This window comes from Streptomyces sp. NP-1717 (assembly GCF_022695985.1).
Taxonomy (GTDB): Bacteria; Actinomycetota; Actinomycetes; order Streptomycetales; family Streptomycetaceae; genus Streptomyces.
Genome location: NZ_JAAPBF010000176.1, coordinates 1 through 14,887, shown reverse-complemented (window position 1 = coordinate 14,887; position 14,887 = coordinate 1). Strand labels below are relative to the sequence as shown.

14 protein-coding genes and 1 pseudogene are annotated in these 14,887 nt (G+C 71.6%); 7 read left to right on the top strand and 8 right to left on the bottom strand.

The features are described from left to right. Positions 1-1,092 (top strand): PQQ-binding-like beta-propeller repeat protein (locus GXP76_RS26835; RefSeq protein ID WP_242574189.1); only part of this gene is annotated, 1,092 nt, incomplete at its 5' end. Here GXP76_RS26835 and GXP76_RS26830 read toward each other — a convergent pair. Beyond that, positions 1,093-1,776: a hypothetical protein gene (locus tag GXP76_RS26830; protein WP_242574188.1), complete on the bottom strand. Its 684-nt coding sequence runs from the start codon at positions 1,774-1,776 to the stop codon at positions 1,093-1,095. A 182-nt stretch (positions 1,777-1,958) separates the two neighbouring features. Between GXP76_RS26830 and GXP76_RS26825 the strand changes: the two genes are divergently transcribed. Beyond that, positions 1,959-2,462, top strand: coding sequence for a hypothetical protein (locus GXP76_RS26825; protein WP_242574187.1), 504 nt, complete (start codon positions 1,959-1,961; stop codon positions 2,460-2,462). Positions 2,463-2,594: 132 nt separating this feature from the next. Here GXP76_RS26825 and GXP76_RS26820 read toward each other — a convergent pair whose 3' ends face one another. After that, positions 2,595-2,762 carry a sigma-like protein gene (locus tag GXP76_RS26820; protein WP_242574186.1) on the bottom strand — a complete coding sequence of 56 codons (168 nt, stop codon included), beginning with the start codon at positions 2,760-2,762 and terminating at the stop codon, positions 2,595-2,597. 329 nt (positions 2,763-3,091) lie between these two features. Next, positions 3,092-6,091, bottom strand: a complete 3,000-nt coding sequence (locus GXP76_RS26815; protein ID WP_242574185.1) for a BTAD domain-containing putative transcriptional regulator — start codon at positions 6,089-6,091, stop codon at positions 3,092-3,094. A 257-nt stretch (positions 6,092-6,348) separates the two neighbouring features. Here GXP76_RS26815 and GXP76_RS26810 point away from each other — a divergent pair. Further along, positions 6,349-6,853, top strand: a pseudogene (locus GXP76_RS26810) (carboxymuconolactone decarboxylase family protein). 63 nt (positions 6,854-6,916) lie between these two features. Here GXP76_RS26810 and GXP76_RS26805 read toward each other — a convergent pair. Then, entirely contained in the window at positions 6,917-8,467 is a 1,551-nt protein-coding gene (locus GXP76_RS26805) for a CehA/McbA family metallohydrolase (RefSeq protein WP_242574184.1), read from the bottom strand. 244 nt (positions 8,468-8,711) lie between these two features. Between GXP76_RS26805 and GXP76_RS26800 the strand changes: the two genes are divergently transcribed. Then, on the top strand, positions 8,712-9,539 hold the full coding sequence (locus GXP76_RS26800) for an LLM class F420-dependent oxidoreductase (RefSeq protein WP_242574183.1): 828 nt from the start codon (positions 8,712-8,714) through the stop codon (positions 9,537-9,539). A 32-nt stretch (positions 9,540-9,571) separates the two neighbouring features. Here the strand turns inward: GXP76_RS26800 and GXP76_RS26795 are convergent, their stop codons facing one another. Next, positions 9,572-10,087 (bottom strand): DinB family protein, encoded by a 516-nt coding sequence (locus GXP76_RS26795; RefSeq protein ID WP_242574182.1) that lies wholly within the window; start codon positions 10,085-10,087, stop codon positions 9,572-9,574. Between the two features lie 111 nt (positions 10,088-10,198). Here GXP76_RS26795 and GXP76_RS26790 point away from each other — a divergent pair, with 111 nt between their 5' ends. Then, on the top strand, positions 10,199-10,717 hold the full coding sequence (locus tag GXP76_RS26790) for a hypothetical protein (protein WP_242574181.1): 519 nt from the start codon (positions 10,199-10,201) through the stop codon (positions 10,715-10,717). Between the two features lie 134 nt (positions 10,718-10,851). Then, positions 10,852-11,715, top strand: coding sequence for a hypothetical protein (locus tag GXP76_RS26785; RefSeq protein ID WP_242574180.1), 864 nt, complete (start codon positions 10,852-10,854; stop codon positions 11,713-11,715). Here GXP76_RS26785 and GXP76_RS26780 read toward each other — a convergent pair. Beyond that, positions 11,676-12,632, bottom strand: a complete 957-nt coding sequence (locus GXP76_RS26780) for a GlxA family transcriptional regulator (protein WP_242574179.1) — start codon at positions 12,630-12,632, stop codon at positions 11,676-11,678. The two genes, GXP76_RS26785 and GXP76_RS26780, sit on opposite strands and share 40 nt — an antisense overlap. 230 nt (positions 12,633-12,862) lie before the next feature. Between GXP76_RS26780 and GXP76_RS26775 the strand changes: the two genes are divergently transcribed. Then, a complete protein-coding gene (locus GXP76_RS26775) occupies positions 12,863-13,288 on the top strand; it encodes a DUF6010 family protein (protein ID WP_242574178.1) in 426 nt (141 codons plus the stop codon). Positions 13,289-13,355: 67 nt separating this feature from the next. Here the strand turns inward: GXP76_RS26775 and GXP76_RS26770 are convergent, their stop codons facing one another. Further along, entirely contained in the window at positions 13,356-13,631 is a 276-nt protein-coding gene (locus GXP76_RS26770) for a YrhB domain-containing protein (RefSeq protein WP_242574177.1), read from the bottom strand. Next, positions 13,631-14,887: toxin glutamine deamidase domain-containing protein (locus GXP76_RS26765; RefSeq protein WP_242574176.1), on the bottom strand; the 1,257-nt coding region annotated here is incomplete at its 5' end. The genes GXP76_RS26765 and GXP76_RS26770, both read right to left, overlap by 1 nt.

Below are 14,887 nucleotides of genomic sequence, written 5' to 3'. Positions count from 1 at the left end.
TGGGGGACCCCGGTCGTCGACGGCGATCTGCTCTACGTCACATCGTTCGAGGTCCACGCGCTGGACGTGGGCAGCGGGCGCCGGCAGTTCAAGACCCGCGACGTGGCCTGGGCCATGGCCGTCTCCGGAGGCCGTATCCACGCCTCCGACGGCCCCACGCTCTACGCGCTCGACGGCTCGGACGGCACCGAGCGCTGGCGGCTCCAGACCGACGCCTGGGTGTACTCGCTGAAGACCGACCGGGGCACCGTCGTCACCGGTACGCGCGGCGGCGGCGTCCAGGCGTGGGAGGCGTCCAACGGCGAGAAGCTGTGGGAAGTCACCGGCGCCCAGACCGACTTCGAGACACCCGAGGCCGGACCCGCCATCTTCGACGGCACGGTGTACGTCTGGCAGAACGCCCGCCTCCGGGCGCTCGACGCGCGCACCGGCAGCGAGCGCTGGTCGTACCCCATCGGCGACGGCGCGTCCTGCGGTGGCGTACCGATTCGCCTGGTGCCCGCGTCGGACGGATACGTGTACGTCTCGGCAGGCACCCGCGTCCTGTCCATCGACATCGCGACCGGCCACGTGCGCTGGCACTTCGAGGCGCCCGCCGTCTTCCTCTCCCCGCCCGCCTTCGCACCCGGCCCCGCCGTGACCGGCGGTGGCGTGTACCTCGCCGACTACCTCGGCACGGTGTACGCCCTCGACGCCACCACCGGCAAGGACCGCTGGCGCATCGCCACCGAGGCCCGCCAGTCACTCGAACCGGTCCTGGTCACCGCCGGGAACGTGCACGTGGGCAGCGGCAGCGCGCTCTACACGCTGGACGCGGTGGCCGGCACGCCCAAGTGGCGCTTCGCCGCGGGCGGCGAGGTCGTCGGCGCGCCCGTCGTGGCGGACGGCAGACTGCACTTCGGCTCGGCCGACCACGTCCTCTACACACTGGACGCCGGCGGCGGGCAGCTCCGCTGGAAGCTGGCGACGGGCGGTGAGATCACCGGCTCACCGGTGGCGCGCGGCGGAGTGGTGTACGCGTGCAGCAAGGACCGCTGCGTGTACGCGCTGGACGCGATAAAGGGCACGGCCACGGGCCGGGGCGCCCGCTGATCAATTCCCGTACGGGCGGCGGGTCGTGTCGTCCGGCGGGGGCCGGGCCCACGGCTGCTCCCGGGAGTCCCAGGACCGCGGCTCGGGCTCCCAGTCGTCGCGCTGCTGCTGCGGGCCGTTGACCGGCGGTTGTACGGGCGGCAGCCGGTCGTCGGCGTACCACTGGTCCCGCACCTCCGGGTCGTGGTGCCCGTCGTACCCGTGCCCGCCGTATCCCTGGTCGTCGTGGTCCCGGTTCCGGTCGCCCACGTACCGGTGGCCGCCTCTGCGCCGGGTCCGCCCGCTCATCACCGCCGCCGCGATCAGCAGCAGCGCCCCGCCTCCCAGGGCGGCCGCGACACCCAGACCGAGGCCCGTGCCGTCGCTGGTCAGCGAGAGGCTCCCGGCGGCCTGCCCCTGGCGCACCATCCACAGGATCGTGAACCCGAGCACGACCAGCCCCGCCAGCGCCACCAGCAGCCGTGAGCGCAGCACCAGCCCGATCAGGGTGACCAGGGCGGCGAAGACCATCGGGAGCAGAAGCGAGACCCACAGGTCCGAACCGGTGCCGGTGATGCCGTTGAACAGGTCCTCGACGCGGTAGTCCCGGCCGTGACGGCCGTCGTACCAGGCCTGGAACGGGCTCGCGACCGCCGCGGCGGCCCCGATGACGGCGAGGGCCGACCCGATGATGTTGCGGACCATCGACGGCCTCCTTGGACGAGCGCGCGGGGCACAGCTTCCGAAATCCGACGCTACGCCCGGGAACCACGGGCCGCCAGATTTGGTCCCGTAACCGAGCACCCCTCGCGCACTGCTAGGGTGACATGAGCTCGACAAAAGGGCATAAACAGTGACCAACTGCACCATTTTCAACGGGGGTTGAAGTGAAAATTCGCCATGTCCGCGCCATAGCCGTCTTCGGTATCGCCGTTTTCGCGCTCACCGGCGCCCGTGGCTCCGGCGGCGGTGGCTGCTCCAGCAGCAGTTCCGGCAGCGGTGGCAGCAGCCACTCGGACAGCGACTACGACGATGACGACTACAACGGATCGTCGGGCTCCACCACCACCGGCGGATCCGTGACGGGCGGCAGCTCCGCGGACGCCGGCCGGGATCTGACCATCGACACCTGCAAGTACGACACCGTGGCCGGCGGCTTCGTCGCCGAGGTCACCGCCACCAACAGTGGCTCGGTGGACTACAGCTACTCGTTCACGGTCGAGTTCACCGACGCGGCCGGCGCGAGCGTCGGCAACGGTTTCGGCAGCATTCCCGGTGTCGCCGCGGGCGGGACCCAGACCGTCGAGGTCACCGCGGTGGACGTGTCCGGCGACGAGGGCGCATCCGGCGGCGAGTGCACGGTCGACAACGTCGTCCGCACGTCCGCCTGACCGGCACACACAGAGAGACGACGACAGGCGGGGCCCCCTGAACGGCCCCGACTGTCGTCGTCTCTTTCTCTCTCCCCCTGGAGCGCGGTCGCGGCAGCTCCCCTCCCCCGCCGCCGCGACCGCTGCCCGGTACTACTTGGGCGGCGTGGGGGAGTGGTGGTCACCCTGCGTCGTGGCGCCGCTCTTCGGCGGAACCGGGGAGTGGTGGTCTCCCTGCGTCGTCGTGGTCGTCTTCGGCGGTACGGGAGAGTGGTGGTCGCCCTGTGTCGTCTCTTCCGGGTTCTTCTCGGTGCTGCTCATCTCGTCCCCCTTGGGGTTTTCCTGCGTCGGACCGAAGGCGGCCTTCTGCCCGGATACTCCCCCGAGGTCGCCGGGCAGAAGGCCTGGGGGACCGCTCACCCCCCGAGGATGCGACGGTCCCAAGCGACCCGTCTGCCCCCCGAGGCGACGGATCGAATATGCACTGGAGCATGCCGAAAGAGCATAAACATTCGATGAACGCCCAGGCCGGGCACCCCACCAGTCATCGGACACCCCGGCCGGACGCCCGGCACCGGCGGGACGACCCTCCCCACCGGGCGGCACCCGCCCCACGCGCCGCGGGCCAGGCGGGACTTTGAAGACAGGCCCTACGCCGCGCTGAGCGGAACGCCGAGCAACTCCCGTGCCTCGTCGGCCTCTGGGGCGCCCGACCTCTCGTGCAGCACCAGCGCCTCGCGCCAGCACACCCGCGCCCGGTCCGCCTGCCCCAGACTCTCCAGCGCCCTGCCCAGCGTGATCAGGACGTTGGCCCTCGTCCGGTCGCCGCCGATGCAGCCGATCGCGAGCGCCTGCTCGGCGTGCTGCGCGGCCGCCCCGGCACGGTGGGCCGCGAAATGGGCCTGTGAGATGCGGAAATGGGTGGTGCCCTCCCACAGCCGCTGCCGGTTCGCCTCGAACCCCTCCAGGGCCTCGGCCAGTTGCTCCAGCGCCTCCGTGTGCCGCCCGGCGTTCGTGAGCGCGATACCCAGCGCGAAGCGGGCGTTGGAGAGCCGCAGGGTGTGCCCGATGCTGTCGTAGACCTCGACGCCCTGTTCGGCCAGGGCCACGGCCTGGGACGTACGGCCCAGATAGTGCTGGATGCGCGAGAGGTTGCACAGGGCGCTCGCCTCGCCGGGGCGGTTGCCGTCGGCGCGGGAGCCCTCCATCGCCCTGAAGAGATGCTTCTCGGCGTCCTGGAAGCGGCCTTGGTTGAAGGCGATGATGCCCCGGTCGTTGTCCGACCAGTAGACGGGCGCCGGGTCCCGCACGGACTGCGCCAGCGCCTCGGCCTGCCGGGCCTCGTCGTCCGCCTCCTCGTAACGGCCCGCCACCAGATGGACGTTGGTCATCGAGGTCCGCGCGCGTCCCTCCGTACGGGCGTCGCCGGCCGCGCGTGCCGCCGCGAGCGCCGAACGGGCCGCCGTCTCGTACGACTTGGAGTTGGCACCCGACTCCGCCAGGCCCTGCGCGGCCCACAGCAGATCGACGGCGGCCCGCAGCCGCGACCCGCCCGCCGCCTGCCGGGCGCACGCCAGCAGACAGTCGGCCTCCGCGTACAGCCAGTCCTGCGCCTCGTGCCGGTCGGTGAAGACCAGGCCCTCGTACTCCGTCGGCTCCAGATGGTCCTTGAGACGGTCGCCCGGCCGCTCGATGGTGTACACCCGCGCCGTCGTCGCCAGATAGAAGTCCAGCAGCCGGAAGAGCGCCGCGTCGATCCCGGTGCGCGGCTGCTCGTCACGGTCGGCGCAGGCACGCGCGTAGAGCCGGACCAGATCGTGGTACCGGTAGCGGCCCGGCGCCGCGGACTCCAGGAGCGAGGTGTCCACCAGGGACTCCAGCAGATCCTCGGTGTCGTGCGGCGGCAGATCGAGTACGGCGGCGGCGGCCGCCAGCGAGATGTCCGGCCCGTCGGCCAGCCCCAGCAGCCGGAACGCGCGGGCCTGCGCGGGCTCCAGCTGCCCGTAGCCCAGCTCGAAGGTGGCCTTCACCGCCAGATCGCCCGCCTGGAGTTCGTCCAGCCGCCGGCGCTCGTCGGCGAGCTTCGCCGCCAGGACCGAGACCGTCCAGGTGCGGCGCGAGGCCAGCCGGGAGGCGGCGATCCGGATGGCGAGCGGCAGGAAACCACAGGCGGCGACCACGTCCAGCGCCGCCTCGCGCTCCGAGGTCACGCGCTCCTGACCGACTATGCGCGTGAAGAGCTGGAGGGCCTCCTCCGGTGACATCACGTCCAGGTCGACCAGATGGGCGCCCTCCAGATCGACCATCCGCACACGGCTCGTGACGAGCGCGGCGCAGCCCTCCGTACCGGGCAGCAGCGGCCGTACCTGCGCGGCGTCGCGCGCGTTGTCGAGCAGGATCAGCACCCGGCGGCCGTCCAGCGCCGAGCGGTACAGCGCGGAGCGCTCGTCCAGCGAGTCGGGGATCGCCGAGTCGGGTGTGCCGAACGCCCGCAGGAACGAGCCGAGTACCGCCTCCGGTTCGGCGAAGCGGGCGCCCGCGCCCTGGAGGTCCACGTACAACTGGCCGTCGGGGAAGCGCGGCCGGGCCGCGTGCGCGACATGGACGGCGAGCGTCGTCTTGCCCACGCCGCCGATACCGGCGAGCGCGGAGACCGCCATCACCGAACCCTCGGCGCCGGCCAGCCTGTTGCCCAACTCCCGTACGAACAGGTCACGCCCGGTGAAGTCCGGCACCGTGGCAGGCAGTTGGGCGGGCCGGGTGAAGGTGACGACGGGCGCGGTCTCCTCCGTCGGGCGGGCCAGTTCGGCGTCCGCCCGGAGAATGCGCTGCTGGAGCCTGGCCAGTTCGGGCCGCGGGTCCACGCCCAGTTCGTCGGCGAGGAGGCGGCGCGTGTCCGCGTACACGGCCAGCGCCTCGGCCTGCCGGCCGCTGCGGTAGAGGGCCAGCATCAGCAGTTCGCGCAGGCGCTCGCGCAGGGGGTGCGCGGCGGTCAGCGCGGTGAGTTCGGAGATGGCCTCCGCGTGCCGGCCCAGCTCCAGATCGATGTCGAGCCGGCCCTCGACGAGTTGCAGGCGCCACTCGGCGAGCCGCGCCCGCTCGGTCTCCGCGTACGGACCGGGCACGGACGCCAGCGGTTCGCCGTCCCACAGCCCCAGCGCCTTGTTGATCAGCACCCGGGCCTGATGGCGGTTGCCCGCCGTCTGCTCCTTCTCGGCGGCGGCGGCCAACTCCTGCGCCATGCCCAGGTCCAGGGCGTCCGGCCGGGTGAGCAGGGCGTACCCGCCGGACTCGCTGACCAGGACACCGGGGGACAGGACCTTGCGCAGCCGGGAGGCGTACGTCCGCACGGTGGCGAGCGCCTGCGGCGGCGGGGTCTCGCCCCAGATGCCGTCGATCAGCTCACCGGAGGTGGCGGTGCGGCCGTCGCGCAGGAGGAGGGCGGCGAGCAGCGCGCGCTGCTGAGGTGAACCGGACGGCAGGGACTCGCCACCACGCCAGGCACGCACCGGTCCGAGTACGGCGAAACGCAGCTCGCCGGGCAGCGCCGGGGCGCCGCTCCTCGCGCCGCTCGTCACGCTGGTCGTCGTGCTGTTCGGTGTGGCCGGAGCCCGCTGCTCCGGTACGCGCGGCCCGCTGTCACGGTCCATAGCTCTCCCTGCCCGCCGGACTGCCGGTATCGCCCCCGACAGTCTGCCTTGTCCGGAGTGGCGGCGTCAGCCTCGGGCGAGGGTCTGCACAAGCCCTCGACACGGTAAAGGACGCGACCCCTCCGGGTAAATCCGGATGCGGGCGGCCCGCGCCGGTCACATCCGCGCGCCGGCATCCGTCGGGGCGGTGGGAGTGCCACCGGACGCGGGAGCGAACGCGGCGGTGGCAGCGACGTGACAACACGAAGGACACGGCCATGCAGACACGTTCGATCACCGCGGCTGTCCCGATGGGCCCCGGATGACCGAGGACCCGTCCGAACTCGTCCCCGAACTGGCGGAGGTGTCGGCGGCGCTGTTCAGGGCCGTCGGCAACGGCTCCGTACCGCGCACCACGATCAGCCTGGTCCACCTGCGCGCCGGCCAACTCGTCGGCAGCACGTACCTGACCGTCCTGCACACGGGCTTCCTGCGCAGGGCCGGGGTGTCCGGGGAACGGATCACCTCGGTGGTGTCCTGGCGGGACTCGCCGTCCTTCGACGGTGCGAGCGCGCCGCGTTCGCGCTCGTGGAGGCCGTGCTCCAGCCGTCCGCGGACGGTGAGCGCGTCTCCGACGAGCTGTACGCCCTGGCGGCCGGGCACTACGACGCCAAGGCGCTCGCGACGCTGGTGAACGCGATCGGACAGGTCGGCTTCTTCATCGCCATCGCGCTGATCGCCAAGCCGGTGCCCGGAAGGTCGTTCACCGATCCGTGGAAGTGAGCCGGTGCCCCCGCCTCTGCAAGGAAAAGGGGCGGGGGCCCGGTCCCGTCGACAAGACAGGCCCTACGCGCTCTTGCCGCCCAGGAACACCGGGTTGGTGAGCGCGACGAAGGGACCCGGCAGACCGGGCAACCCCGGGGACGCCGGCGGGCGGCGTACCTCCGCGCGTACGTAGGTCGCGTACTCGGCGGTCGTACGCCACTCCACCGTGCCCGCCCCCGACTCCGGCAGCGCGACGGTGTGCAGCGTCCCCTGGTCGGTGACGATGCGCGCCGAGCTGCCCGCCGGGGCGCCGGTGACCTCCAGACGGACCGTCACCGGGGCGTCGTCGGCCACCCGCAACCGCTCGCCGATGCCCGCGTGCTGCCCGCGACCGCCCGACGCGCCGAACGTCACGGACACCGCCGCCGACTCCGCGATGTAGCTGCGGCCCGCGCGGATGCCGGCCAGGATCGCCTCGCGGGACAGCTCGTCGGCGAGGACGACGGTCTGCGGGGTGCCGATCGGGTCGGGATCGCGGTGCGCGTCGCTGCTGCCCATCGCCGGGGTCCACGGCCGTCCCGAACGGGCCGCCGACACCAGGGTGTTGTCCCACGAGGCCAGGGCCACCTCGTCCTCCGGGGTGAAGGGACCGTTCCACACCTCGACCGCGTCGGCGTCCCCGAAGCCGAACTTCCAGTTGCAGCCGATGCAGGTGGCGTGCGGGTGCGCGGGCACGACCAGCCCGCCCGCGCGCCGCACCTCGCGCGCGTAGTGCCCGAAGCGGTTGTCGCGGGCCCGGTAGCGCCAGTCCACGAACGTGCCCGCGTCCATGCCGATCGCGACGACATGGCCGTTACGGGTGGTGATCTCCTCACCCGTGAGGATCAGCAGGTCGTCGTCCCACAGCCCGTCCCACGCGGCGTGTGAGGACGAGGTGTTGTGCTCGCTGGTGTTGATGAAGTCCAGCCCGGCGGCCCGCGCGCCCGCCGCGATCTCGGCCGGGGTGCGCCTGCCGTCCGAGTGCACGGAGTGCAGATGGCAGTCGCCCCGGTACCAGGCGCGCCCGCGCCCCTTGGCCCGCTCGGGCGGGTGGACCGGGCGCGGGGTGCGGCCGGGGGAGCCGTAGGTGAGGGTGATCGTGACCTCGTACGCGAGCCCTTCGGGCGCGACGGTGTACGGGCCCAGCGCGATGTGCCACGTCCCGGACCGCACCGGGCCCGGCAGATAGCCGGGGGTCGCCTCGTCGGCGCGGATGAAGAACTCCGTGCGCGCGCCGCCGGACCAGCCCCGGAAACCGTTCCCGCCCAGTGCGGTGCCGCGCTCGTCGAAGATCCCGATGTCGAGCGCGTTGCCCTGGGTGCCGGCCGGGACGGTGGGCCGCTCGTAGCTGTACGAGACGCGGATCTCGCGGACGCCGCGCGGTACGTCGACCGGGAGGTAGACGTAGTCGGGGGAGCCGGTGGGCAGGGTGCCGCGTACGGTCCTGGTGTCCGTGCCGGTGCCGTCCCCGTTTCCGCCCTTGTCCGGCGCGGCGTTCGCGAAGCTCACGGTGCCCAACGTAAGGGCCGCCGCCGCTCCGGTCACGAGCAGACCGCGTCTGCCCATCGCGTGTTCCGTGTGGTCGTTGCACATGCCGGCGGCTCCCCAGGAGTGTCGAGAGGGACAGGAAGGGACAGGAACGGTCATCAGTGGTGCGTTCGAACCCTGGTATTGAGCCGTGAACGGGCGGGCAAGGGAAGGGGGTCGGGAGATGGTCCGGACATTGCCAGTGGCCGGTGCGTGCCCGTCCGCATCAGTCCCGCCGGGCCGGGAACAGATCTGTACGCCGCGCGCCCACGGCTCGGCGCGGCCACCCGACCGGAAAGAGAAGGCCCGCATGCGGATCGCCACCACCATCTTCCTCACCGACGAGACGATCACGCCCGTGCGGCTCGCACGGGAGCTGGAGGAGCGTGGCTTCGCCGGGCTCTACCTCCCCGAGCACACCCACATCCCCGTCGAGCGGACCACCCCGTACCCGGCGGGCGGCGATCTGCCGCGTGAGTACGGCCGCACGCTCGACCCCTTCGTCGCACTCGCCCAGGCGGCGGCGGTCACCGACCGGCTCGGCCTCGCCACCGGCATCACGCTCATCGCCCAGCACGACCCGATCGACCTCGCCAAGCGGATCGCGACGCTGGACCATCTGTCGGGCGGCCGGTTCACCCTCGGACTCGGCTTCGGCTGGAACAAGGAGGAGGCGGCGGACCACGGCGTGCCGTGGACGACACGGCGCGAACTCGGCTGGGACCGGCTGGCGATGATGCGCGCGCTGTGGGCGCCCGAACCGACGCCGTACGAGGGCGAGTTCGCCTCCGTACGCGCCAGCGAGGCCCACCCCAAACCGGCGAACGGCGCCCCCCGCACCCTGGTCGGCGGCGCGGCGGGACCCAGGCTCTTCGCCCGGATCGCCGAGCAGGCCGACGGCTGGCTGCCGATCGGCGGCCGGGGCCTGGGTGAGTCGATCCCGGTCCTGCGCAAGGCATGGGAGGACGCGGGCCGCTCCCCCGAAGCGCTCCAGATCGTCCCGTACGCGGTCCACCCCTCACCGGGCAAGCTGGCGCACTTCGCGGACCTGGGGGTGAACGAGGTGGTGGTGCAACTGCCCCCGGGCGACGAGACGGAGGTACTGGGGACGCTGGACGAGTTCGCGCCGTACGTGTGACGGGGGGCGGGGGGCGGCGGCGGCCGGTCCGGCTACGCGCCCACCGTCCCGTCGACCCCCTCGCGCAGCAGGTCCGCGTGGCCGTTGTGACGGCCGTACTCCAGGAGCACGTGCACCATCACCATCCGCAGCGAGACGTCCTCGCCCCACCGGGGCTGATATCCCGTCACATCCAGTGAATCGGCGGCCCGTTCGACGCGACGTGAGTTCTCGACCTCGGCCTCCCAGGCGGTGAACGCCTCGGACCGGGTCGAGCCGCTCGCGTCGTACGCCGCCTGGAAGTCGATCTCGCCCGGGGGTGACCACAGCATCGGCGCCTCGTTGTCCTCGAACACCCGCCGGAACCAGGCGCGTTCGACCTCGGCCAGGTGTCGTACGAGGCCGAGCAGGGACAGCGTCGAGGGCGCCATCGACCGCTGCCGCAACTCGTCGTCGCTCAGCCCGGCGCACTTCATGGCGAGGGTCGCGCGGTGGTAGTCGAGGAAGGCCCGCAGGGTTTCGCGCTCGTCGCCGAGGCGGGGAGGGCCTACGCGGGTATCGGTGGTCATGTGCCGGGCTCCTCGTCCACACCGTGGTCTTGTGCGTTTCGCGCGTTTCGCGTGATTCGGAAGGCGAGGATAGCGGGCGTCTTCACTTCGCCGACCGACGAGGGGAACGCGATGGACCAGCAGCACCCGAATCCTGTGCCTCCGGAGCCGGCCGGCGCGATGACCCAGATGCGGCATCTGACGGCGGAGGTCGAGAAGATCGCCGCCGAGGCGGGCGTCGGCGCGCGCCGCGCACAGCGGCGGGGCAAGTTCTGGAACGCCACCCATCTGATGCTGGGTTTCCCCGCCGCCGTACTCGCCGCGGTGTCCGGGGCCGCGGGCCTCACCTCGCCCGACGCGCGGGTCCCGGCCGCGATCCTCGCCCTGCTCGCCGCGGGCTTCTCCTCCGGGGCGGCGTTCCTGCGGGCGGAGGCCCGGCAGTTGGCGAACCTGCGCCGCAGATACGCCTGGCAGGAGGTGGAGGTCCGGGCCCGCCTGGTGCTGGCCCGCGAGGCGTACATGACGGAGGAGGATCTGTACCAGGCCCTCTCCCGATTACTCGAACAGCGACGGGCCGTACCCTCCAGCGCGATAGTCCTGTCCGAACTACCGGCCCCGCCGACTCAGCCGGAGCCGCCCCAGATCGGCTGACGCCGTGATCGCGTGAAGTGACTCTGCGTGCACGACTGTTGCTGTACCGTGAGCACAAAGCGGCCCCCATCGCCGGTTCGCAGCCAGCGACGAGGGCCTACATGACGAGTGCCATCCCGGAAGGGGCACCCATAATGCTTCGGCATGTTATCCCGCCTGCCCGTTTCTTCTCGCAGGTATCGAACGACATCATCCGCCATCCGCGTCTGTCCTCCGACGCCGTACGGCTGTTGACCTGGCAGCTCTCGCTCCCGCTGGACGCCGAGGAATCACTCTCGCGGACCGCGACACGCGCCGGGATCAAGAAGGGTGCGTTCCTCCGTGCCAAGGGCCAGCTGAAGGCGGAGGGTTACGTCCACGAGTGGCGCCAGCAGGGCGTTCGCGGCCTGTGGTCCACCGTCCAACTGGTGTCGAGCGTCCCCCTGTCGGAGACGGAGGCGGCTGCCGTGAGAGGCGGGGGAGCGCCGGTCGTGGCTCCGGCGGTCAGTTCTCCGGCCGCCGGTCGGCCGACAGGTCGGGCCGCCGGTCGTCATCCAGAAAACACCCCGAAGGGGAACACCTCCCACCATCAGGAGCCGGACGCGGCGTGCGACGAGGCACGGGAGGCGGTCGCCGACCTCCACCACCTCGACCGCCGCCTGCGCGTCCCGCGCGGGATGCTGCCCCAACTGGCCACGCTCGCCGCGCAGTGGCTGGCGCGCGGTCACACGGCCGACGGCGTACGCACCGAGATCCGCCGGAGCCTGCCCGCCCCGGACACGTGCATCCACAGCCCCGGCGGCCTGGTCCGCTACATCCTGCGCGAGCCGCCGACCGCGCGCGTAGCCTCGCCGCCTCCGTCGGCCCCGGTGCCCCGGGTGGCCCGGATGCGCGAGTGCGAGGGCGAACGTCACATCCAGCCGCTGCTGTTCCGCCCCGCGGCGGACGAGACCAGGTGCCCGGCCTGCGACGCGGCTGTTCAGGACTCGCCCGCGGCCGAGCCGAACGAGCGCCGGTAGGCCTGCGGGCTCACCCCCGTGACCTGCTTGAAGCGGTCACGGAAGGCGGTGGCCGAGCCGAAACCGACCTGGGCGGCGACGCGTTCCACGGTGTGCCCGGTGGTCTCCAGCAGGTGCTGGGCCCGGCGGACGCGGGCCCGGTGGAGCCAGCGCAGGGGTGTGGTGCCGGTCTGCTCCCGGAAGTGGCGCATCAGGGTGCGGGTGCTCGTCCCCGACCGGGCGGCGATGTCCGACAGGGTGAGGTCGCGTTCGGCGTGCTCGTCCATCCACCGCAGGAGCGGTTCGAGACTCGCGCCGCGCGGCGTGGACGGCTGCTCCCGCACGATGAACTGCGCCTGCCCGCCCTCGCGTTCCAGCGGCATCACCGACAGCCGGGCGGCGTCGGCGGCGACGGCGGACCCGTAGTCGCGGCGGATCATGTGCAGACACAGATCGAGCCCCGCGGCGGCGCCCGCGGAGGTGAGGATCCGGCCGTTGTCGACGTACAGCACGTCCGGGTCGACGTCCGTCCCCGGATAACCGGCGGCGAGGCGGTCGGCCGCGATCCAGTGCGTTGTCGCCCGCAGCCCGTCGAGCAGACCGGCGGCGGCGAGGACGAACGACCCGGAGCAGACGGAGGCGATACGGCTGCCCGCCGCGGCGGCCCCGCGGAGCGCGTCCCGGACGGTCGGCGGCAGGGGACGCGAGGGGTCGGCGGTGCCGGGTACGAGGACCGTGTCGGCGTCCTTCAGCGCGTCCAGGCCCCAGGACGTACGGATGGAGAACAGCCCGGCGTCGACGTCGGGCAACTCGGAGCACACGCGCACCCGGTAGCCGCGGCGGCCGTCGGGCAGCCGCGTGCGGGTGAAGACCTCGATGGGGGTCGACAGGTCGAAGGGAACGACTCCCTCAAGGGCGAGAACGGCGACGGTGTGCATGGCCGTAACGTACCGCTGCGCAGGGTGGTGTCCGGGCCGCTGACGGCCTTCGTCACAGCTCAGAGAAGTATCGGTGGTATTGGCGCTATTCCGTTGAAGCGTGGCGTTCCCGCCACTGGGGGCACGCGGCGCCGCTGCCTACTGTCGACATCGACGCGCTGCGGCGGCGTCGCCCATGTCCTCCGTACGCCGTCCTCCGTACGAACCCGGCCCAGGGATGCCTCGCGACCATGACCATCATCGCGCCGATACTCATCGGCATCGTCTACGTGACCCTCATGTCCCTCATCCGCGAGCCCCACCGTCGCCGCTTCAACGCGATCATGGTCGCGGGCGCGGGCGCGGCCTATCTCAGCGGCGGAGGCTTCGGCGCCTGGGAGTTCGCCTTCACGGCACTGATCACGTACTTCGCCTACCGCGGCCTCGACTCCTGGACCTTCATCGGCATCGCCTGGCTCCTCCACACGGCCTGGGACGCGCTCCACCACCTGAAAGGCAACCCGATCATCCCGTTCGCGGACCACTCGTCCCTGGGCTGCGCGATCTGCGACCCGGTGATCGCGCTCTGGTGCCTGCTGGGCGGCCGATCGATCACGGACCAGGTGCGCGGGCGGCTCGGCGGAGGTCCCCCGCGCCGGGTCGCGGAGCCCTCATGAGCTGCTTCGCGCACTCAGGCTTCACAACCCAGGTCGTGCGCGTGCGCCTCGATTCCCCTTCCGTCATTCAGTCCTCAGGGTTGTCGCCCAGGAAATCCAGATCTTCAATCGTGGACTTTCTTGCCGAGCCGCTCTCGCTGTCCACCAGGATGGGCCAGCAATCCAGTAGCATTTCCCGTTCATTTCGCGAGGCAATGTATTCGGGAGAGTTGTACGGAATGATCCAGTGCCCTTTGAAGTGCTCGACCTTCTGTGTGTCGATGACCATTTCAGGGTCATCGGGGTGTCGATCCTGGAGCATGAGTTCGTGGGCGACTCTCGTGGCGAATTCTTTATCGATCATCAATCGGTCCTCATTATCTGGAAGTTTCCCCACCGTGCGACGTGAGAGGCTTTTCCCGTCTGGCCGTCCAGGAATATTATATCCCCCTTACGGTTGATGACGTTGAACACGTGCCCGACCTCACCCCTTCTGTTCCCTCCGAAAACGATTCCCCGGGCCCCATCGCCGGATTTTTTCATGTCGTCCACAATGTTGGACAAGGTGGACGGCCTGAAACTCCTCCCCGGAAAATACTTCTCAAGCGATGAAATGGGACCGGCGGGTATGCGGGGAATCGCTGATGCTGGATAGCCCCTGAGGGTCGACTCTGTGGCAAGGGCGCATGCCCGGCAGTTCGCCAGACCCCTCCCCGGGTTTATCAGCTGATGAAGGCCGTCAGTGCGGGGAATCTTGTACTCGGCGCCGCGGACGGTCTTTCGGACAATATCGTCTCCCCAGCGGATGTTGCCCGCATCCGGGAACAGATCGAATCTGTCCGTCCGTGCCGGTGCGATGAGACCGCGCGCCACCAGTCGCGCGCCCACCTGGGCCGCCGCGCGGGCCGCCACCGGGGCCAGGGCGCGGCCCGCCGCCATCGCGAGCAGCTCCGGGAGCAGGAAGCCGAGTCCGCCGGTGGCCACCCCGAACGGCAGCCCGAACGGCAGGGCGAACATCAGCAGCGTGAGGATGAGGGCCGGCGCCACGTCCAGGAACTTCTCCAGCACGAAGGAGACGATCAGGTGGTCGGGCAGCACCTTGCCGTTCTCGGCGATCGTGCCCGCGCGCCACAGCAGCAGCGCCCCCGCGCACAGACTTCCCGCGACCAGCCCCAGGCGCAGCAGGGCCGCCGCGTGCGGTTCCGCGGTCGGCAGGGTGCGTACGAGGCGCAGGGAGCGCCACGTCATGACGAGGCGGAACGCGGCCAGCAGCAGGCCCGCCAGTCCACAGCCGATGAGGAGCTGCCAGCCCCCGCCCTCGGTGAAGTACTCCTCCAGCCCCTCCGTGCCCTCGAAGGCGAAGGTCGCGGCGAGGAGGGCGGAGGGGATCAGGAGCAGGAGTCCGAGGACCAGGACGGTCTTCTCCCACCACGGCAGCCGGCCGGCCCCGCGCGCTCGCAGCCGTCGCCGGGCTTCGCGTACCGAGGTGCCGCGCCATGCCTCGGGGGCCGAGGTGGCGTCCAACTCGGCGGTGCGGGCGGTCAGTTCGTCCCGCAGCGCCGCGACCTGCTCCGGGCGGGCGCGGGGGTGGGTGGTGACGTGGAAGAGGGCCCGGCGCCG